This window comes from Bifidobacterium felsineum, from assembly GCF_002802915.1.
GTDB classification, from domain to species: domain Bacteria; phylum Actinomycetota; class Actinomycetes; order Actinomycetales; family Bifidobacteriaceae; genus Bifidobacterium; species Bifidobacterium felsineum.
Map to the genome: position 1 here is coordinate 119,071 of NZ_PEBJ01000003.1, position 19,470 is coordinate 138,540.

The window sequence follows — 19,470 nt, forward strand, 5'->3', positions numbered from 1 at the left end:
CCTCCGAAATCGCATCATCCAGCCGCGCCACATCGCCGCGACACACATAATCCATATTATCGCATGACTCATATTCATTCGAATTACAGACACATCCATCACCCATAATTGCATGATTCATTCGAATGAATTATTCTTAGGGAACACCATCTACAGTTCAGACGCTGATGTCGACATTCCATAGGAGAGTACGCGCATGAGCAAGCCCAAACTAGTATTCATTGACATCGATGGAACACTGCTGGACAGCAGCCACCGCATTCCCGAATCCGCGCGAGAGGAGTGCCACCGAGCACAACAGGCCGGTCACCGACTGTTCATCTGTTCGGGCCGTGCGGCGCTGGACATCGATCCGCCGGTGCTCGAACTTGGGTTCGACGGCATCGTATCCGACGGCGGCGCATGCGCCAAGCTCGACGGCGAGACCATTATCGACGAGCGTATGCCCGCTGACTCCGTCCGCATGGCGACCTCGTTCTTCACCGCACACTCCATGCCGTATGCCTGGCACTGCCCCGACGGCATGCACGCTACCGAACGCTACCTGTACCGGATTGGCATCTGGCGCAAACTGCTGCGGCATCCGCAGATGCGCGGTTCCTGGCACACCATCACCGACCATTCCGTCCCTCTGCCATTGGTTCGCAAAGGCACGTTCTACATCCCCGAAGATGGCAGTCTCACCATAGAGGACGTGCAGCACGCACTTGCAGGATACGCGACCATCATCCACGGATCCATCCACGCTTCCAGCGACGACAACGGTGAAATTCTTATCCCCGGAGTCAACAAGGGAACCGCGCTCACCACCATTGCTCAGCGTCTCAACGTGCCGATAGCCGATACCATCGCCATTGGGGACAGCGAAAACGATCTTGAGATGATTCAGGCCGCAGGCATCGGCGTGGCGATGGGCAATGGCACAGCACCTGCCAAGTCAGTCGCCGATATGATTGCGCCACACGTCGATAACAACGGCTTGGCTGCAGCCCTGCATCGGCTCCTGCCATAACGCCGCCCGCTGTGCACTTACTGCTATCGCACGGCGGTCATCGCGTCCACGAACAGCCGTACCGCTTCCGATGGATTAATCGGATAGAACAATCCGTAACCAATGGTTACATTCCACTCCACCGGTATGGTGCGTATCATCGGGTGGATGTCGGTGCCGAATGTTCGCGCGACGATGAGATCGCCATTGGCGGCACATGTATTGAATTCCTCGAAGGTGTATTGCTCCATGTCAATCAACGTGACACCGGGAACCTTACTCACCAAAAGAGTGAACCCAACCCATAATAGAGAGCAGTTGACCACTGCGTGCACTCATATGATTCCCTACAATGCATTGCTTGGAAGTGCTGCACAAGGGGCCTATCGATGATTGGCCTGCATTCGCAGCAAAGCATAAGGAGAGCATGCATATGCCGGCATTATCGGCACAAACACAAGGTTTTGACCATACTAATGAGCCCACAGACAATGATTCGTTCATGAACGGCAGCATCATCTTAATCATGACAGCCGCCTTTTTCTACATGTCCGGCACCATGATGGGCACCACGCTGATTGTGGGCTACTCGCACTCTTTGGGAGCGAACGGAGAGTTCGCCGGTATCATTGCCGGCACAATGAACATCGTCTCTCTGTTTTGCAGGCCTTGGGCGGGCCGCTTAAGCGACCGCATACCGATGAAACGGTTCTCCATCATCGCCGTCCTGCTGATGATTGCAGCCAATGCCGGCTATATGGCATCCCCTCATGCATCAACGCTGTTTGCAGCCAGAATCATCAATGGCATCGGATTTTCCGGTCTGTCCGTATGTCTTGCGGCTTGGATGTCGTCGCTCATTCCGCTGGCGCATATCGGCAAGGCCATGGGGTATTACGGCTTGGCCAATGCCCTGGCCATGGCGCTTGGACCGGCAATCGGCATTCGCATATGCGCCTCACTGGGCTATCGCGCCGCTTTCGCAGTGACCACTGCGGCGATGACCGCGGCACTCATCATGGTGCTGCTGGTTCGCAAAGACGGCTCACGTTCGACATCACGAACGCGCACCGGAGAATCCACGCCTCTATGTACGCCATCGCAACAACCGCAGTATCCGACTCTCCGCGATCGCATAGAGCAGGTGATTTCCATTCGCGTGATTCCAGTGGCGGCAGTGTTCATGCTGTTCGCCATCCCCTATTGCGCCACGCAGTCCTATATCGTCACGTATACGGAAGCTCGCCATCTGAGCATCAATGTCAGCCTATTCTTCCCGCTTTATGCCGTTGCACTGCTGATTCTGCGCGTAGCAATGCGCAACATGTTCGACCGACGCTCATTTCGATGGTTCCTATGGTTCTGCGCCGCATGCATGATTGTTGCGCTCGGTGCGCTGGCCACGCTCAACAATAATGGCGTGCTGTTCATCGCCTCCATTTTCATGGCTGCATCGTACGGCATCATGAGTTCGGTCAGCCAATCCTCTGCCGTGCGGCTGGCCGGCACCGGGCATGGCGGCCGCGGAAATGCTACGTACTACATTGGTCTTGACTTGGGCATGGCATTGGGGCCAATCATTGGCGGCGCACTCTACGCCAATGTTGATTTGGCATGGTTCTACCCGATATTGATGCTCACCATGCCGATGGCCATCGGCATCTACCTACTGACGAATCACAATGGAGCAAATCCAAGTGCCCGCCGCCCATAAGACCGCCTTCAATGCATCGCCGTCCAAAAAGCGAACAGTTCTCGCCTTCCTTGTCGCACCCCTGGCACTAGTATCCGGTTCCGGCTATTGGAAAAGAGAGGAAGGAAGTTCTTATGGCCGCCATTACTATCGCAACTATCACTACCCTTGCCGCAGCAGCACTCTGCCGCCTGTGAGGTTACGAGCAATAGTTTTTGCATAGGTCGCTGTGCGATGCACTGTCTTTCAGTGCTTCACACAGCGACCTTTTTCTATAACAGATCAGTAAAACTTTGAGTTTAGGCATCTCCATTGCCCACAGATTCGCGCACAATAATCATCACAATGGAATAATCGTGATAGTGACTGGAACCATTGCGCTATAGTTGCCCGCTTTCAAGCGTTGCGCACACTTCAAGGAAACTACGATGACAGTAGACCGTGGAATGCGTGAGGTAATGGCACGTCATATTTCAACGGCGAACTGATCTCAAGCAAAGGAGCGATTATGACCATCAACACGTACGACGTCACCGCCGATCTCACCCCGGAAGGACTGGTGGAATGGCAACGCATGGTGGCCGGCGAGGTCTATGAGGATTCTCACCCGGAAATCGAACGCAAGCGCGTGGAAGCCAAGAAGCTGTTCCGCGCCTACAACCAGCTTGATTACGACCAGGAAGCCGAACGTCGCGCCATCATGGAGCAGTTGTTCGCGGCAGTCGGCGAAGACGTGTTCATCGAGCCGAATTTCCGCTGTGAGATGGGCCGCAATATCACCATTGGTTCACACGCCTATATCAATTTCGACTGCGTGATGCTCGACAACGCGCCTATCACTTTGGGCGACTACGTGTGGATCGCCCCGATGGTGGGCCTGTTCGCCACCAATCATTCGCTTGACTTCGAGGAGCGCAAGAATGGCGCATGCCAGGCCAAGCCGATTGTGATTGAGGATGGCGTTTGGCTCGGAGGCCATGTGACGGTGCTCGGCGGCGTGACCATCGGCCGCGGTTCGGTGATCGGTGCCGGCTCGGTGGTCACCAAGGATATCCCAGCCGGCGTGGTCGCGGTCGGCAATCCAGCTCGCGTGGTTCGCCCGATCACCGAGGCGGACAAAACCGGGTTCTGCGAGCGCATTGCCGCCCGCAATGCCGCGCGCTGATCCCATCGTTGCAATCAATCAGCCGTGAGATGAATCCGACACACCATCCGTTATTTGTTACAGAGCTACCTATATAGTTCATTCTGAGATATATCGGCTTGCGATATTACTGAGTGAGCCATAGGAATGTCATATCAAGGAGAAGCAACATGAAGACTCTGGTGCTCGTATTCCACCCGTCTCTGAAGGGCCAGTCCCACGTCAACGCCGCTCTGGCCGAGGCTGCTGAGGGCCTGGAAAACATGACTGTGCGCGACGAGTACGCGCTGTACCCGGATGGCAAGATCGACGTCAAGGCTGAGCAGGCCGCCGTCGAGGCTGCAGACCGTGTGGTGTTCCAGTTCCCGCTGTACTGGTTCTCTTCCCCCGCGCTGCTGAAGACCTGGGAGGACGACGTGCTGGAGCACGGCTGGGCTTACGGCGCTGAAGGCCACGCCTTCGAAGGCAAGGAGTTCGGCGTCGCCGTCTCCACCGGTTCCCCGGAGTCCAAGTACCAGCCGGAAGGCGACAACAAGTTCAAGATCGAGCAGGTGCTCGTGCCGTTCCAGGGCACTGCCAACCACATCAACGCCACCTGGCTCAAGCCGTTCGTGACCTTCGGCTCCTTCGGCATTTCCGACGAAGCTCTGGCTGAGGCTGTCAAGAACTACAAGGATTACCTGACCAAGTAGTCTCAAGCGCTGTTTTCAAACCACGGCTCCTTCAATCACGAAGGAGCCGTGTTCGTATTTCAAGCCTCCAATCGGCCGCCAATCAGCACGCAATGTTCCCGTACCACGGCAGCAGACGCGCGGAATTTCGCCAGTTCCTCATCGCTCAGATGAAGGTCAACGAAGTCACCCACGCCACTGCCGTCAAGCGCAACCGGCAGCGAAAGGAATACATCTCGCTCCTCATACTCGTATTCACCGCTTATCAATGTGGATACAGATACGACACTGCGTTCATTCCAGAGAATCGTTCGAATCAGCCCGGCGACGGTGGCGGCGATGCCGTAACTGGTTCCGCCACGCAAACCCTTGATATCAAGACCTCGCCGGCGGGTCTGCTCCTCGATGCCGGCCAACGTGACCCCAGGGTATCGGTCACGATTGTCTTCCAGATACTGCGCAAACGATTTGCCAATGAATGAAACCGTGGACCACGGCACGAACTGTGAATCACCGTGTTCACCAATCACATACCCAGATACCAGTCTGGGATCCAGGTGCGTGGTCGCACCGATAATCGCCTTCATTCGGGACGTATCGAGCGCGGCACCCGAGCCGAACACCTGCGCACGAGGTAAACCGGTACGTCGCCACGCGAACCAGCTCAACACGTCAACCGGATTCGACACCATAATCAAGATACCGTCAAAACCTGAATCCTTGATGTGCTTCAGTATCGGGTCCACAATGTCGATAGCCGCATCGAGCTCCTGCATACGGGTCTCGCCCGGCTTGGGTTTCGGACCGGCCGTGATGACCACCACATCAGCGCTGGCGCAATCATCCCAGTCACCTGACCGAATGGTGATGAACCGGCCCAGAAATTCGGAGCCGTCGGCCAAATCCATAGCCAAGCCTTTTGCTTTATTCGGATTATGGTTGATTAGCACCAGCTCATTGCACAGCCCTTGCTCCACGATGGCGCCGGCCACCGCCGAGCCAACGCTGCCGGTGCCGACGATCACCACCCGATTGTGATGCGAAGCAATCACAAGCTTTCCTTTCTCTGCGCAAGCCTTTCGCAACCCGCAACCTGACCCGTATCACCTCACTGCAGTGAAGAAGAATCGAGGGAACGGGAAGATGATGCTGCCGTCCGACTGGGTCGGATACGCTTCGCATACGCGGGTATAGACCTTGGATTCGAACACCGCGCGCGCTTCATCATCCGGCAGCGCTTGCAGATAGGGGCGCAGTCCGGTGCCGCGATACCAATCCATAATCGCCTCATGCGAGGGCAGCGTATGCATATACGAGGTCTTCCACATACGGAAATGCGACGCATGCTTACGCAGCAACTCCCAATATTCAGGCGGCGTTAGATTGTAGAATTCCCGCTGCTGTGGCAGTCGGTCCGCATATTCCGGCGAATGCACAATCTCAGCGATAATGCGGTGAATCGGCTCCTCATAATTCATCGGCGTCTGCACAGCGAGCACACCACCTTGCTTAAGCCGCGCAAGCAATTCAGGAATCAGCCGTTTATGATTCGGCACCCACTGGATGCAGGCGTTGGAGAACACTACGTCAAAGTCACCGGGCAGTGCGGATAGTTCTTCCGGATTCGACACATCGCATAACGCAAAGTCGATATCAAGGTGTGCTTTGCGTGCGGCTTCAATCATTTCCGGCGAATTATCGACGCCAAGGACTTCCGCATGCGGATAGCGTTCGCGCAATACCGCAGTGCTATTGCCCGGACCGCAGCCTATATCCAACAGACGTTTGACCGTGCCGTCATCAGGCGGCAGCTGCATTGCCAAGTCACGCGAAGGCTGCGTGCGCTCGCTCTTGAAGCGAAGGTACTGTTCGGAATCCCATACGACCATGCGGCTCACGCTAATCCTCGCATCAATCGCGTCCATAATATTGGCCACATTGCGAACTGCAGCGCTATCGGGAAAGTTGCCGCACAGCCATAGCCATGCAACCCCGCCGACATCCATAGCGGCCACACCGCATTCCTCCGCGCGCATCGTTTTAGTCGCGCACGAATGCCACCGAACGTACCATAGAGACAAGGAACACCGAAAAATCAGATAGGTTACCGACAAGGAGCAGTCACCATGAAGACTCTGGTACTCGTATTCCACCCCAATATGGCAAAATCTCGCGCCAACGCAGCACTGAAGGCGGCGGCGCAAGCGCTGCCAGCCGACAGCGATGCAACGGTCACCGTGCGTGACGAATACGCACAGTACCCGGACGGCAACATCGACGTCGCCGCCGAGCAACAGCTCATCGAAGCACATGACCGTATCGTGCTGCAATTCCCGCTCTACTGGTACTCCTCCCCTGCCTTGCTCAAGGAGTGGGAGGACCAGGTGCTGGCATTCGGCTGGGCGTATGGCCCGGACGGCAAAGCGCTTGAGGGCAAGGAAATCACCGTGGCCACCACGGCAGGCGGCCCGGAAAGCGAGTATCAGACGGAAGACAATGGTGCCACGATGCGCGAAGTACTCTCACCATACCGCATGATGGCCCGCTACGTGCATGCCACTTGGCGTGAGCCGTTCGTAGTCTTCGGCTCGATGGAGCTTTCGGACGAGACCCTGGCCGAAACCGCCAAGCAGTACCAAGCCTTCCTCACGGATTGACGTACCGTCTTACCGGCTTCGCAAATTTACCGAACGATGGGACACTGACTCCGAATTCCCCGAACCTACTGACGCCCCTACAATCCCCGGGAATCAACGTGTCCATCATGCAGCAGCCGCAGCGCAGACGACGAGGGCCCAGACACCAATCCACCCCACCATCTCGCGCAGTTACTGCCTGTTTGGTGCCGCAAAGCGGCAGTAGCTGCGCGTGCATCACGTCCATCCGCGCAGTTACTGCCTCCTATGTTGCCGAAACAGGCAGTAACTGCGCGCACCTGTCGTTACAACGCGCAGCCGCTGCCCGCTTCACAGGCACTAGCTCGCTCAGCAACCAATAAATAGGACCACGAAAACACACATCCGCACAAAACCCTATCGAAGTTATCCACATTTTCGCGGCAAAACTGAAGCTAGAACCACATACCCCGTTTGAGCTTGCTTTCATCGCCTTGTATCCATGACCATGAAGTCATGAGAACACATGCTGAACTTGAGCAGCTCTGCAACGAAGCCGAGCGCAATTTACAATGCTTCTACCCAACCACGAACGCCATACGCCGAGCAATTCACGTTCGTCTGCAAAACGGATATATCATTCGACCATTTCGTAACGTTTATGCAAGAACAGCATACTGGTCAACGCTCAATCCCGCGGAGCAGATGCGGCACATCATTCGTACGCTGTCACAGCAATTCCCCAACCGCATATTCGCCGGTATCAGCGCAGCGGCAATGATGTATCTTGATTACGGCTGGAAACTCCATGCCGATGGCGCTGTTTTTATCGCCGGTAAGACAGGGAATTCCAAACAAACGTATCGAAAAATACGCAGGATTATCATCACCGACCCACCCACATCAGTATTAATATCCTCCCGCAAAACCGGCGACAGCATACAGATGACAATGGTTAAGAATACTTCTGCCGCCCAAATCACAGCAACGTCCGACATCATTAATGCCGTAACGATCACATCACCTGCTCGCACCTTGGTTGACTGCGGATTGAGATACTCCTTTGTCCAAGCTCTCTCACTATTCGATTCCGCCATGAGACAAGGGCTCACTACAGCTGAACAAATAATCGATATCTGCGACGATATGCCAATCGATTGTGGCCGAATATTCAGACTGATTCATTACATGAACCCACTGAGTGAAAACGGAGGAGAATCGCTCTGCAGAGCCATACTCATCGAGGCGGGCTTCGCAGTTCCACAACTACAACGAGTATTCACAGATCCGGATAATCCTCGAAAACAATACCGCGCTGATTTCTGTTGGCAAATGCCCGACGGTCGATTAATCATTCTGGAATATGACGGGACACAGAAGTACGTCGATCCTGAAATGACGAATCGGCGCAGTATCCAAGACGTAGTACATCAAGAAAAAGAGCGTGAAGACATATTACGTAAAGCCGGCGCAACAACAATTATTCGAACGACTTTCGATGAGGCGCGGTTGCAAACGCCACTCATTCAAAAACTCATTGAAGCCGGAGTTCCCCTAATCGGATTAACCCCGGCATTCGCGGGTCCCACAAACACGGGATGGCAGAAAGCCTGTTAAATCACGTATCAAAACAGGCAGTAACTGCGCGTCGGAACACAGTTGACGCATAGGTACTGCCTGTTTCCGGGTACAAAGCGGCAGTAACTGCGCATGCGTCACGTTCATCCGCGCAGTTACTGCCTATTACGGCTCCAAAACAGGCAGTAACTGCGCGAAGGCGAAGACTCGCCACCGCAGGATGCCCCTGGCCTCCACTAAGTTGCTCCACCCATCCTAGAACACACAGCCAGCAGACGGGCAACGACTATACTGGATGATAACGCAAACATCATTGGAATCACAGGAATCCAGAAGGCGGCAATCATGGATAATGCGAAGCGGCGCGAGGAGCAGCTCCCCTACCATTATGACGACCCGAGCATCATGGACGGCCAGCTCGAATATCAGGAGAAGCTATGGGAGTTCAACCAGACGCACCCCACGGATCAGACCGGTAAGCAGAGGCTCCTCAAAGAGATGTTCGCCGAAATCGGCGACGGCTGCCATGTGGAGACGCCGGCGCACGCGAATTGGGGATTCCACCATGTGCATATGGGCAAGGGCATCTACTGCAATGTGAACTTCACCTGCGTGGATGACGCAGCTATCACCATCGGAGACTGGTGCATGTTCGGCCCGAACGTGGTCATCGCCACCGCCGGCCATCCGGTGCTGCCGGTGCTACGCGAGCATCATTACGTGTACGCGATTCCGGTCACCATCGGCCGCAATGTTTGGGTCGGCGCAAATGTGACCATATTGCCGGGCGTCACCATCGGCGACAACTGCGTCATCGGCGCCGGCTCGGTGGTCACCCACGACATTCCCGCAAATTCCGTAGCCTATGGCGCGCCCTGCAAAGTCGCCCGCCCGATTGGCGAGAAGGACAAGGAATTCTATTTCAAGAATCGCAAGCTCGACGTATGGGATTAAAAGCCATGATCACCACCGCGCAAAGCACACTATGCACCGCCGTCACACACATCAGTGTCAACGCCGCACACGAAATCGGCCCGCTAAACCACGACTGGCGCTTCTTCGGTTACGATGAATGCAACTACACCTATACACCGGAAGGCCGGCGCATGCTGGAACGGTTCGGCAAGCTCGGCGATGCGCCGTATTATGTGCGTACGCATTTCCTGTTCTGCAACGGCAGTTGCACAGGCACGCAGAAGTTCGGTTCCACGAACCTCTACCATGAGGATGCGCAAGGCAATCCAATCTATGACTTCACTTACATCGATCTGATTCTCGACACGATTCTTGAATCCGGCAATAAGCCATACGTGGAGCTCGGCTTTATGCCCGAGGATTTGGCGGACCCGAGTTTCCGCAATAATCCTTGGCTCGGCGGCTTGGACCCGTACCGCGAATCCGGCTGGACGTACCCGCCGAAGGATTACCATCGCTGGCATGGCTTCATCCGCACTTTCACACGGCATCTGGCCGAACGATATGGCAGCAAGGAAGTCGACACTTGGTATTTCGAACTGTGGAACGAGCCTGATATCTTCTATTGGTCCGGCAGCGACAAGGATTACTGCATGCTGTTCGACTTCACGGAACAAGCGCTGCACACCGTGCTGCCGAACGCTCGGCTCGGCGGCCCGACCTGCACTGGAATCTTTGACCAAGGCGGCGGCCGGGAATTGATGCAGACATTTCTGGAACACTGCAAAACCGGGACCAATGCGGCAACCAGCGCGACCGGCACCCGGCTTGATTTCATCACTTTCCACGTCAAAGGCGCGGAATTCCCGCGCAATGCCAATGCCACGAAAGCGGTGCCGAGCGTTGGCAATCTGGTGCATCAGATTGAATCCGGCGTGGAGATGATTGAAGCGGCCGGTTTCGGAGGCCTCGAAATCGTACTGTCCGAGGCTGACCCGGATACATGGGCGGCAGGCGGCATCAACGACAACGCCAATATGCGATTCCGCGATACCGAGTATTACGCTTCGTTCGTCGCATGCGCTTACCAACGTATCGCTGAGATTGCGCAGCGCTATGGTGCTCCGATTCATCCGCTGGCTTGGGCATTCGTATTCCCTCAGGAGGAATGTTTCCCGGCAACCCGCACGTTCGCCACGCAGGATATCGTCAAACCGGTGTTCCGCGCGTTCGACATGTTGAGCCGGCTTGGTTCCCATGCACTTGAGCTCAGCAGCGACAGTACTGCGGATTCAGCGCTGGAGCAACAGCTTGACAGCGACTACGGCAAGGCAGCGCCGCATCATTACACAGGATTAGGCGCACCAACGATGGTCTCTGGTTGGGCTGCGCGCAACGACGCCGGACAATTGCAAGTGCTGCTGTACTCCCACTGTGATGATATCGATGTGCATGAAGAGCGTTCCATTGAGCTGCAAATCACTGGGCTGGAGCCGAATCAACGCTACCAGCTGCATCATTGGCGCATTGACGGTACACACTCCAATGCGCATACGCAGTGGCTTGCAGAAGGTCACCCGAAGTATCCCGCAGGTGAGAAATATGATCGCATCAAAACCGCGGACGCATTGGAATTGTTGACCCCCGAGGAAATCATAACCGCCACGAGTGCAGGCACGGCAACCTTGCGGTTCACCATGCCCACGCACGCGGTGTCGTTACTGACGTTCGATCTTCAGTAGCTCACTCGGCAGCTTCAGCCGCATCCTCTTTGAGCGCACGCAGCAAGGCCTTGTCGCGCTGCTCGATGACGCGCTTGCCATCCTCGCCCTGCCAGGAGAAGAAGCCGCGCCCGGTTTTGGCGCCAAGGTTACCTTCCTTGACTTTCTCGGCAAGCAGCGGCGAGGGGCCGGTACCGTTGTCCATGTCGTCGAACAGGTAGGTGCTGATGTTATAGAATACGTCGAGCCCGCCAAGGTCGATGCTGGCCACCGGACCGACCAGGTTCCAACGGCGACCGAGGCTGTATTTCATCACGTCATCCACAGTGGCTGCGTCCGCGATGCCTTCTTGAATGATATGGAATTCCTCGCGCAGCACGGCCATCTGCAGTCGGTTGCCCACGAATCCCAGTGATTCCTTCTTGATTTTCGCCGGCTTCTTGCCGATGAGATTCATGAGATCAAAGGTCACGTCTACCACATGCGGATCGGTGTGGGCACCGGGCACCACCTCCACCAGCGGCATCAGTTGCGCAGGATTCCAGAAGTGGGCGACCACGAACCGCTCGGGCTTGTCCAGCACCGATTGGATAGCCGTGGGACTCAGCCCCGAAGTATTGGTGGCGAAAATCGCATCCTTCGGCGCGAATTGTTCGATTTCACGCCACACCTGTTGCTTGACTTCAAGGTTCTCAGCCACTGATTCGATGACGAAATCAGCGCCGGTCACACCCTGCTCATAACCGACAATCGGCGTGATACGTGCGAGCACATCATCCACGGTCTCGCCAGCATGCAGCAATCCAGCATCGGCAAAAGTCTCAGCATCCGCGCGAATGCGGCCCATACCACGGTCAAGCGAAGCCTCACTGCGGCCAACCAATCGCGTCTCGTAACCGGCGAGCGCAAACTGCAGCGCAATGGCATGACCCATGGTGCCTGTGCCTACATTGGCAATCACCTTGATATCGCTCGCTTGTATTGCGTTCAGCGACACCGCATCATCCTGCTCTTGTGCCATCGCCACCATCTCCATTCATCTTCGACGTTGATGACCTAGCAGTTCCTGATTATGCCACTGATCGAGCGCCAGCGGCAGCAATAGCAGTATCCTTCCAACGCAGCAGTTCAAATACCAGTACGTACACGAGCAGCAAAGCGGAGGCAAGGAATACCGACCGCAGCGCAAGATCCAACGAGGGCAGAAATGTGGCGATCACGCCAAACACCGCGACTCCGATCGCGCCACCGACCTGTCGGAATGTGTTGAACATGGCGGACGCGATGCCCGCTTGCGAAGCGTCCACGCTTTTGAGTACCACTCCCGCTGCGGCCGGCGTAGTGATGGCAGCACCGAAACCAACCACGCTGAGTCCTGTGGCAATCACCCAGACGGGAATCGGCTGAGGGGTCAGGAACTCGAACAGGAATCCGGCAATCATGATGCTCAGCCCCAAAGTAATCGAGAACTTCGATCCTCGCGCGGTCACGATGCGCCCACCCATCAGATTGCCGAAAATGGTTACGAATGCAGATGGCACGAATACCAGACCAGCCGCGAACGGGTTCATGTGAAGCTCGTTCTGCAGAAACATCGTGCAGATGAACACCATGCCATACCAGTTGAAAATCATGATGAAGCCGATCTGCAACGCCACCTGCATACCGCGCACATGGAATAAACCGAGCGGCATCATCGGGTGCGCGACTTTGGCCTGTGAGTATCCGAATGCCGCCAGCGTCACTATGCCAACAATCAGCAGCACCAGCGTCGAGGGCGCGGATAATCCCGCCGAACCAACCTGAATAATGCCGGCGACCAGCGTGGTCAATCCAATCAATGCCAGCGTCTGACCAATCCAATCAAACTTGGTTGCCCGCTTCGGCGAAGGTGCGATGCGCGACGCAACCGCCAGAATCATCAGGCAGAATGGCACATTGATGGCGAATACCAGGCTCCAGTGAATCGGCGTCAATAATCCGCCGAGCAATGGCCCGACCGCCGAAGCCGAGGCACCACCCGCACCCCACAACGCCAATGCCCATGCGCGATATCGTGGATTCGGACTGGCCTCATTAATCAGCGACATTGACGCCGGCAGCAGCAGAGCCGAAGCAATGCCGAGAGCGCAGCGGCCTGCGACCAGGGCCATCATCGACCATGCAAAGGTGCAGAACAGTGAGGCAGCACCGAATAATGCCGCTCCGATGATGAAAATCCGCTTAGCCCCGAATTGGTCGGCGAGGCTACCAGCAAGCAGTAGCAACGCGGCGAACAGCAACGTGTAGCCGTCCACCACCCACTGCTGCACGGCCATGTCACCGCCCAGTTCCTTGGCGATAGTGGGTAACGCCACGTTGACGATGAGCACATCCATGCCTGCCAAGAATGAGGCGACCGCAGCCGCAACTGTGGTGAGATTTGCGGAAAGCTTTGATACAGAACTCACTGGTATCCTTTATTCATATACTATTAGTTACTGCATGAGATACTGTACACTTGAGAAGCGTTGAAACATATCGGCTTGTTGATGATTATGGTTTATAGCTTGTAAACCATTGGTTTATACAAAGGTTGCACTATGTATGACAAGCGACTGGATGCGGTGATCGCGGCGGCGGATACCGGCAGTTTCGCCAGCGCCGGCCGTATGCTGCACATCTCCACACCGGCATTGGCCAAGCAAATCAATACGTTCGAGAAGGAATACGGCCTCACGTTGTTCACCCGTTCGCGCAGCGGCGTGGAGCTCACGCCTCAAGGGCGCGATTTCGTCGCCGATGCGCGGCCGGTCATGCATGAATGCAATGAAATCATCAGTCGTATGCAACGCCGCTCCGCAGATAACATCGAACCGGTGAGACTTGGCGTTTCGGTATTGCGCTCCGGACGCCGCATTCTCGACCTCTGGCAGAAGGATGCCGGCAAGCATCCGGAAATCCGTTTGGAACTGGTCTCGCTTTCGGACAATACGACGACCATCAACAACATCATCGCGCATTTAGGTCAGGACATCGATATGGTGTCCACCGCATTCGACGCCGACTATTGGAGCCGGTATTGCGGCACTTTGGTGCTCGATTATGAGCCGCTGTGCCTTGCCGTGCCGCGCGAGCATCCACTTGCCCGCTTGCCGATCATCACCTTGGATGAATTGGCTGGCACACGCATTCATATCATCGCCCAGCATCATGGCGGCGACGAAACCGCACGCAATCTGCTGTCCCAGCATGCCGATATCGAACTAATCGACATCGACCATTACGGACTTGACACGTTCAACGAATGCGCGCAGGCCGGTGATCTGCTCATTTCCAAGCCGCTGTGGGCCGACGTGCATCCGCAGTTGGTCAATGTTCCCGTGGACTGGCCGGTTCAGGTGGGGCTATCGTATGGCCTGTTGTATCCGCTTGCCCCATCTCCCGCAGTCGCCGCGTTCATCGCGCGCATCCGCGAGCTTGCTACGGCGCAATAGTCCGCCCACCGTGTGGCCTTTTCTCCACGATGTGGCAAACGCCATAATCAGAATCTTTCAAAAACCGCAGAATGACGCCATTTTTCTAAAACCACACGGCGAGGAATTACCACACGGTGGGAGAAAAGCAACGTGCTATGCCGCCAACGGCAAGGTAATCAACATCGTGGTGCCGTGCGAAGAGGTGGATTCCACGCTCAGCGTACCGCCGTAGCGATTGGCCACATCGCGCGCCAACGCCAATCCCAAGCCATAACCCTGATGTTCGGTGCCGTCATCATCACGCGCGAATCTGTGGAACAGCCGCTCCGGGTCCGAGCCGATGCCGCTGCCGCAATCGGTGACGCGAATGGCCACATCGCCATGATGATGGTAGCCGAGTGAAACCGTGACCGCAGAATCAGCCGGCGAATGCGCAATGGCATTGTCGAGCACCGCCACCAAGCAGCGCGAAAGCCCTACGGCATTGCCACGCACCACGAACCGCGCAGGATCGCCGTCAATATGGGTATACAACTCCACGCTGCGTTTGTCCGCCAAAGGCCTCACCGAATCCACCGACTGACTGATCACACCGGCTAGCATCACCGGCTTGGCATCCACAGCGCCTCGAGCCGCCACCAACAAATCCGTGATGATGGCGTTCATACGATCCACATCACCGCGCAAGTCGGAGATGACGCTATCAATCGGCTGCCCATGTGCGCGGCGGAATTCAATCAGATCGATGCGCGTGGAGATCACGGCCAACGGGGTTTTCAATTCATGGCTAGCATCCGCCACGAAATCCTTCTGCAGTTCGAAGGCGTGCTCCAGCGGCGCGACTTCCTTGCGCGAATAATACCGACCGACCAGCGCCACAGCGGCAATGACGCCAAACACGAACAGCAAGGTGAAGCCCACGGCCTTTTTGGTATCGATCTCCATCATTCCCGAACCGAATTGTTCGGTGACGGACATGGCATTCGGGTCGAGACCACGCTCGGTGAATTCATGACGCGAGCCAAGCAGCACGCCGGCTACGAATATGAGTCCACCCACCACGGTGATGACGGTCATCGCGATGGTCATGCGCAGGCTGATCAGCCCGGCCACAGTGCTGGCATGACGGTTGTGATTGCGCTGCGTTTGCTTATCGCTCGCCATAGTTCACACTCCCCTATGAATGATTCGCAGGCTTGTTGATTAGCTTATTGATTAATACGCCAATACGCCTAATCCTGCGGATGTCCGATGCGATATCCCTTGCCTCGCACAGTGGCAATGATGCCGCGCGTGGTTTTGCCGCGAACATATGACACGTACACATCCACCGCTCCGATATCACTGCCGTTTGAAAACGCGTTTTTGAGCAGTTCCTCACGACTGAACACATGGTCCGGCGCGGCCGCAAGCGTGGCCAGCAGTTTCGATTCCACATCAGTCAACGGCACTGTTCGCCCGTCCGGATCTTCGATGATGTTGGCACTGGGCTTCAGGAGCCAGTCGCCGATCATGACGCTTGCCGCCTGCGCATGGAAGCCGCGCAACAACGCACGCAGTCGGGCCTCAAGTTCCACCACATGGAATGGTTTGGTGAGGTAATCGTTGGCTCCCGCATCCAAGCCGTCCACGATATCGTCCACTTCGGCGAGCGCGGTCAGCATCAGCGCGGGAGTCGTGACACCGCCCGCGCGCAAACTGCGAATCAAATCCAGCCCATCGCCATCCGCCAATCGGCGGTCCACAATCAGTGCATCATACGTGTTTGCGGCAAGACGCGCCCGCGCATCGGTAATCGTCTGCACCCAATCGACGCGATAATCGAGTCCCAGCATTTCCGAAGTCATCGACCCCAAATTCGGATCGTCTTCGATAAACAGCACCGCCGGCAGCAGTAGTCGTTCCGGATCAGTCGCATATCCATTCGCCGTCGTCATTATTACTGTGTCCTGATAATTGAGCCTTTTCTTACGGTTATATCAGACTGCCAGCCATCTAAGAGTTCGCTAAGAAACGCGCGAACATTGGCGCAATGCCGCGGGCGAAGTAACGTGCGCACTATGAGCAGTACGGAGAGTGTATTCACCGCAAATGGGGTGACTTGTATCGTACCGGCACAAGGTAAGAGCCGTACGATTTTCGATAATCTTGCATTTGCGATAGCCCCTGGTGAGATTGTGGATTTGGTCGGGCCGTCCGGTTCCGGCAAGAGCAGTTTGTTGACCGCATTCGCGCGACTGAACCCGCATGCGACCGGCACCTTCGCATTACATGGGCACGATTCCAGCGAATTCACACCGCAGCAATGGCGGCATGAGGTGGCGTATCTGCCACAAAAGCCAATTCTGCCGGGTGAGACAGTGGCTGAAGCGATTCGACTGCCATTTACTTTGGCGATTCGCGCGGGAGCTGATGCCATTGGCAATCAGAACGCTGACAGTGCGACTGCCGCTGCAAATGCCACCACCAATGCGGCAGCCGCTGCCTCGCTTGCCGCGTCTTCTGCCACCAGCATCTCCACGCCTCATACTGCGCCCGCCAGTGCTTCCGCCCCACATCGCATCGGCAAAGTCGGTTTGGGTCGCAAATTCATGGCACTGTTCCACAACAATGATCAGCAGGCGCGCAAGCTGCTCACCGATCAGAAGATTCGTATGACTTTGGATGCGATGGGTTGCGAGGATATCGATCTTGCTCGCCCGCCGCATGATTTGTCCGGTGGCCAGGCCGCGCGCGTTTCTCTTGCCCGCACGTTGCTGACCGAACCGAAAGTGCTGCTGGCCGATGAGGTGGATGCCGGCTTGGATGATGAGAATGCCGAAAAAGTCGCCGATATTATGGCTACCGCCGCAGCTCAAGGCATGGCAATCATTCGCATTCGTCATCGTCCGCCGGATGGCCGCGCCTCTCGAATCATGACGTTGGCTAACGGAATCTTAAGCGAACAAGCTGGTGAGCAGGCATGACTGATAACGCGTACGACATTGATATCTGGGGCCTGTTGGTCGCACTGGCGATGGTGGCCATCGCGGCCGGTATCAGCGAGCTCATGCGCATCAACATCGGCAAGACACTGCTGTGGTCCGCATGCCGCGCACTGCTGCAATTGTGCGCGATGGGCTTCATCATCGGTTATGTGATTCGCGCGAACAATGTGTTCTTGGTGTTCGCGGTGATTGCGGTGATGTTGGTGGCCGCCGTGCAGATCACGCTGTCTCGCGCCAAAGGTGTGCCGAAAGGCCTTGCCGGCCCGGTGCTGCTGAGCCTGACCATCACGATGCTACTGATGATTTCGCTGGTCACCGAACTCGTGGTGCGCCCGCATCCGTGGTATGCCCCGCAACTGGTGGTGCCGCTGACCGGCATGCTGCTCGGCAATACGGTCTCGGCTTTGGCTGTGGGCTTGAGCCGTTTCTACGAGAGCATGAACGAGCGCCGCGATGAGATTGACACGCTCCTGGCCTTGGGCTCCACCGCTTGGGAGGCAGCCCGTCCTTCGATTGTCTCCTCGATTCGATTGGGGCTTCTGCCCACTACAGCGACCTTGGCGTCCTGCGGCATCGTGACGATTCCAGGCATGATGGCAGGCCAGGTCATCGCCGGAGGCGACCCGCTTGAAGCTGCCAAATACCAGTTCGTGGTATTCGCCGCCATTGCCGCGCTGACCCTGGTGGCCGACAGCCTCATCATGGCGATGGTCTACCGCACCTGCTTCACCGCCGACGACCAATACAAGCCCCCGGAAATGCGGTAGCAGGCATCAAGCCGTCACGCCAACTTCTTGTAAGCTTCCTCATCGACCGGCTCGAGCCATTCGGTGGAGGAGCCTTCCTTCTTGGGCATCACGGCCACATGGGCGAACGCCTCGGTTGGCGCGGCACCATGCCAGTGCTTGGTGTCCGGCGGAATATATGCCACTTCGCCGGGCTTCAGCTCCACCGGCTCCTGGCCTTCGATCTGATAGTAGCCACGACCGCCCACGGCCAACAGAATCTGGCAGATGCCATGATGGATGTGCCAATGATTCGTGCAACCGGGCTCGAAGGTCACGTTGGCTACGTTCACCTGATCATCGCCGGCCAGCGGCGCCAAGTAGCTTTGGCCGTCGAAATACTGGGCGAAGGCATCATTTGGTTTGCCTAGCGGGAATGCGCTTGGATTGTCCATTGCTGCGTCCTTTCTTTGTTACAGATTGAGCCCCGAGACCCACTTGGCCAGTTCGGATTCCTTGACGTTCGCAGCCAAACGGCGACCCGCGATCCAATGCGCGGCAGGCGCGGAATCATGCAGTTGCACACCGTCAGCACCGCGCGTGCTGGAACCGGAGGTGGCGAACGTCACAATGGTCTTGCCAGCCCAATCCTCGCTCTCGAGGAACGTGCGCACCACGCGCGGCGCGGTCTCCCACCACAGCGGGTAGCCGACAAACACCACGTCATACGGCTTCACATCAATCGGCTTAGCCAATGCCGGGCGCATCTCACGGTGCGCATGCTCCACAGACGAACGGCTGGACGAGTCGCGCCAGTCCACATCGGCCGCAGTGTACGGCTCGGCCGGCTCAATCTCGGTCAAATCAGCGCCAATAGCCTTCGCCAAACATTCCGCAACCGCACGCGTAGTGCCAGTAGCAGAAAAGTACGTAACCAGAATCTTCTTACTCATATCGATTCCTCCCGTCACA

20 protein-coding genes are annotated in these 19,470 nt (G+C 56.4%); 11 read left to right on the forward strand and 9 right to left on the reverse strand.

All coding sequences use genetic code 11. The features are described from left to right. Positions 1–196: 196 nt before the first annotated feature. Positions 197–1,012, forward strand: a complete 816-nt coding sequence (locus tag CSQ86_RS06900; RefSeq protein WP_100494385.1) for an HAD family hydrolase — start codon at positions 197–199, stop codon at positions 1,010–1,012. 23 nt (positions 1,013–1,035) lie between these two features. On the opposite strand, the gene CSQ86_RS06905 is transcribed toward CSQ86_RS06900, so the two are convergent. Next, positions 1,036–1,275, reverse strand: a complete 240-nt coding sequence (locus tag CSQ86_RS06905) for a hypothetical protein (RefSeq protein ID WP_133119273.1) — start codon at positions 1,273–1,275, stop codon at positions 1,036–1,038. A 242-nt stretch (positions 1,276–1,517) separates the two neighbouring features. On the opposite strand from CSQ86_RS06905, the gene CSQ86_RS06910 reads away from it, so the two are divergent. From CSQ86_RS06910 to CSQ86_RS06920, 3 genes are all read left to right on the forward strand, one after another. Further along, complete coding sequence (locus tag CSQ86_RS06910; RefSeq protein ID WP_165773785.1) at positions 1,518–2,705, forward strand: MFS transporter; 1,188 nt, start codon at positions 1,518–1,520, stop codon at positions 2,703–2,705. Between the two features lie 487 nt (positions 2,706–3,192). Next, positions 3,193–3,849: a sugar O-acetyltransferase gene (locus tag CSQ86_RS06915; RefSeq protein ID WP_100494388.1), complete on the forward strand. Its 657-nt coding sequence runs from the start codon at positions 3,193–3,195 to the stop codon at positions 3,847–3,849. Positions 3,850–3,998: 149 nt separating this feature from the next. Beyond that, positions 3,999–4,520 (forward strand): NAD(P)H-dependent oxidoreductase, encoded by a 522-nt coding sequence (locus CSQ86_RS06920; protein ID WP_100494389.1) that lies wholly within the window; start codon positions 3,999–4,001, stop codon positions 4,518–4,520. A 59-nt stretch (positions 4,521–4,579) separates the two neighbouring features. Here the strand turns inward: CSQ86_RS06920 and CSQ86_RS06925 are convergent, their stop codons facing one another. Together CSQ86_RS06925 and CSQ86_RS06930 are read right to left on the reverse strand one after the other, a co-directional pair. After that, positions 4,580–5,551: an L-lactate dehydrogenase gene (locus tag CSQ86_RS06925; protein WP_100494390.1), complete on the reverse strand. Its 972-nt coding sequence runs from the start codon at positions 5,549–5,551 to the stop codon at positions 4,580–4,582. Positions 5,552–5,602: 51 nt separating this feature from the next. Next, positions 5,603–6,505 (reverse strand): methyltransferase domain-containing protein, encoded by a 903-nt coding sequence (locus tag CSQ86_RS06930; RefSeq protein ID WP_243387744.1) that lies wholly within the window; start codon positions 6,503–6,505, stop codon positions 5,603–5,605. A gap of 120 nt (positions 6,506–6,625) precedes the next feature. On the opposite strand from CSQ86_RS06930, the gene CSQ86_RS06935 reads away from it, so the two are divergent. The 4 genes from CSQ86_RS06935 to CSQ86_RS06950 all read left to right on the forward strand — a co-directional run bounded on the left by CSQ86_RS06935 (position 6,626) and on the right by CSQ86_RS06950 (position 11,349). Continuing rightward, positions 6,626–7,156, forward strand: a complete 531-nt coding sequence (locus CSQ86_RS06935) for an NAD(P)H-dependent oxidoreductase (protein ID WP_100494391.1) — start codon at positions 6,626–6,628, stop codon at positions 7,154–7,156. Between the two features lie 474 nt (positions 7,157–7,630). Next, entirely contained in the window at positions 7,631–8,731 is a 1,101-nt protein-coding gene (locus CSQ86_RS06940; protein ID WP_100494392.1) for a CTP synthase, read from the forward strand. A gap of 306 nt (positions 8,732–9,037) precedes the next feature. Then, entirely contained in the window at positions 9,038–9,646 is a 609-nt protein-coding gene (locus CSQ86_RS06945) for a sugar O-acetyltransferase (RefSeq protein WP_100494393.1), read from the forward strand. Next, the gene (locus CSQ86_RS06950) at positions 9,637–11,349 is read left to right on the forward strand and encodes a GH39 family glycosyl hydrolase (protein ID WP_100494394.1); all 1,713 of its coding nucleotides are present in this window, start codon (positions 9,637–9,639) and stop codon (positions 11,347–11,349) included. Before CSQ86_RS06945 ends, CSQ86_RS06950 begins: the two co-directional genes overlap by 10 nt. A 1-nt stretch (position 11,350) precedes the next feature. Here CSQ86_RS06950 and CSQ86_RS06955 read toward each other — a convergent pair whose 3' ends face one another. Then, the gene (locus tag CSQ86_RS06955; protein ID WP_100494546.1) at positions 11,351–12,349 is read right to left on the reverse strand and encodes a 3-hydroxyacyl-CoA dehydrogenase family protein; all 999 of its coding nucleotides are present in this window, start codon (positions 12,347–12,349) and stop codon (positions 11,351–11,353) included. A 49-nt stretch (positions 12,350–12,398) separates the two neighbouring features. After that, on the reverse strand, positions 12,399–13,778 hold the full coding sequence (locus CSQ86_RS06960; RefSeq protein ID WP_243387690.1) for an MFS transporter: 1,380 nt from the start codon (positions 13,776–13,778) through the stop codon (positions 12,399–12,401). Between the two features lie 132 nt (positions 13,779–13,910). Between CSQ86_RS06960 and CSQ86_RS06965 the strand changes: the two genes are divergently transcribed. Further along, on the forward strand, positions 13,911–14,804 hold the full coding sequence (locus tag CSQ86_RS06965; protein WP_100494395.1) for a LysR family transcriptional regulator: 894 nt from the start codon (positions 13,911–13,913) through the stop codon (positions 14,802–14,804). Between the two features lie 135 nt (positions 14,805–14,939). Here CSQ86_RS06965 and CSQ86_RS06970 read toward each other — a convergent pair whose 3' ends face one another. Together CSQ86_RS06970 and CSQ86_RS06975 are read right to left on the reverse strand one after the other, a co-directional pair. Beyond that, the gene (locus CSQ86_RS06970; RefSeq protein ID WP_100494396.1) at positions 14,940–15,950 is read right to left on the reverse strand and encodes a sensor histidine kinase; all 1,011 of its coding nucleotides are present in this window, start codon (positions 15,948–15,950) and stop codon (positions 14,940–14,942) included. Positions 15,951–16,018: 68 nt separating this feature from the next. Next, complete coding sequence (locus tag CSQ86_RS06975) at positions 16,019–16,723, reverse strand: response regulator transcription factor (protein WP_100494397.1); 705 nt, start codon at positions 16,721–16,723, stop codon at positions 16,019–16,021. 123 nt (positions 16,724–16,846) lie between these two features. On the opposite strand from CSQ86_RS06975, the gene CSQ86_RS06980 reads away from it, so the two are divergent. Together CSQ86_RS06980 and CSQ86_RS06985 are read left to right on the forward strand one after the other, a co-directional pair. Beyond that, on the forward strand, positions 16,847–17,752 hold the full coding sequence (locus tag CSQ86_RS06980) for an ABC transporter ATP-binding protein (protein WP_100494398.1): 906 nt from the start codon (positions 16,847–16,849) through the stop codon (positions 17,750–17,752). Next, on the forward strand, positions 17,749–18,540 hold the full coding sequence (locus CSQ86_RS06985; protein WP_100494399.1) for an ABC transporter permease: 792 nt from the start codon (positions 17,749–17,751) through the stop codon (positions 18,538–18,540). The genes CSQ86_RS06980 and CSQ86_RS06985 overlap by 4 nt, the downstream gene beginning before the upstream one ends. A 14-nt stretch (positions 18,541–18,554) precedes the next feature. Here the strand turns inward: CSQ86_RS06985 and CSQ86_RS06990 are convergent, their stop codons facing one another. Beyond that, a complete protein-coding gene (locus CSQ86_RS06990; RefSeq protein ID WP_100494400.1) occupies positions 18,555–18,953 on the reverse strand; it encodes a cupin domain-containing protein in 399 nt (132 codons plus the stop codon). 18 nt (positions 18,954–18,971) lie between these two features. Beyond that, positions 18,972–19,451, reverse strand: coding sequence for a flavodoxin (locus tag CSQ86_RS06995; protein WP_100494548.1), 480 nt, complete (start codon positions 19,449–19,451; stop codon positions 18,972–18,974). Between the last annotated feature and the right edge of the window lie 19 nt (positions 19,452–19,470).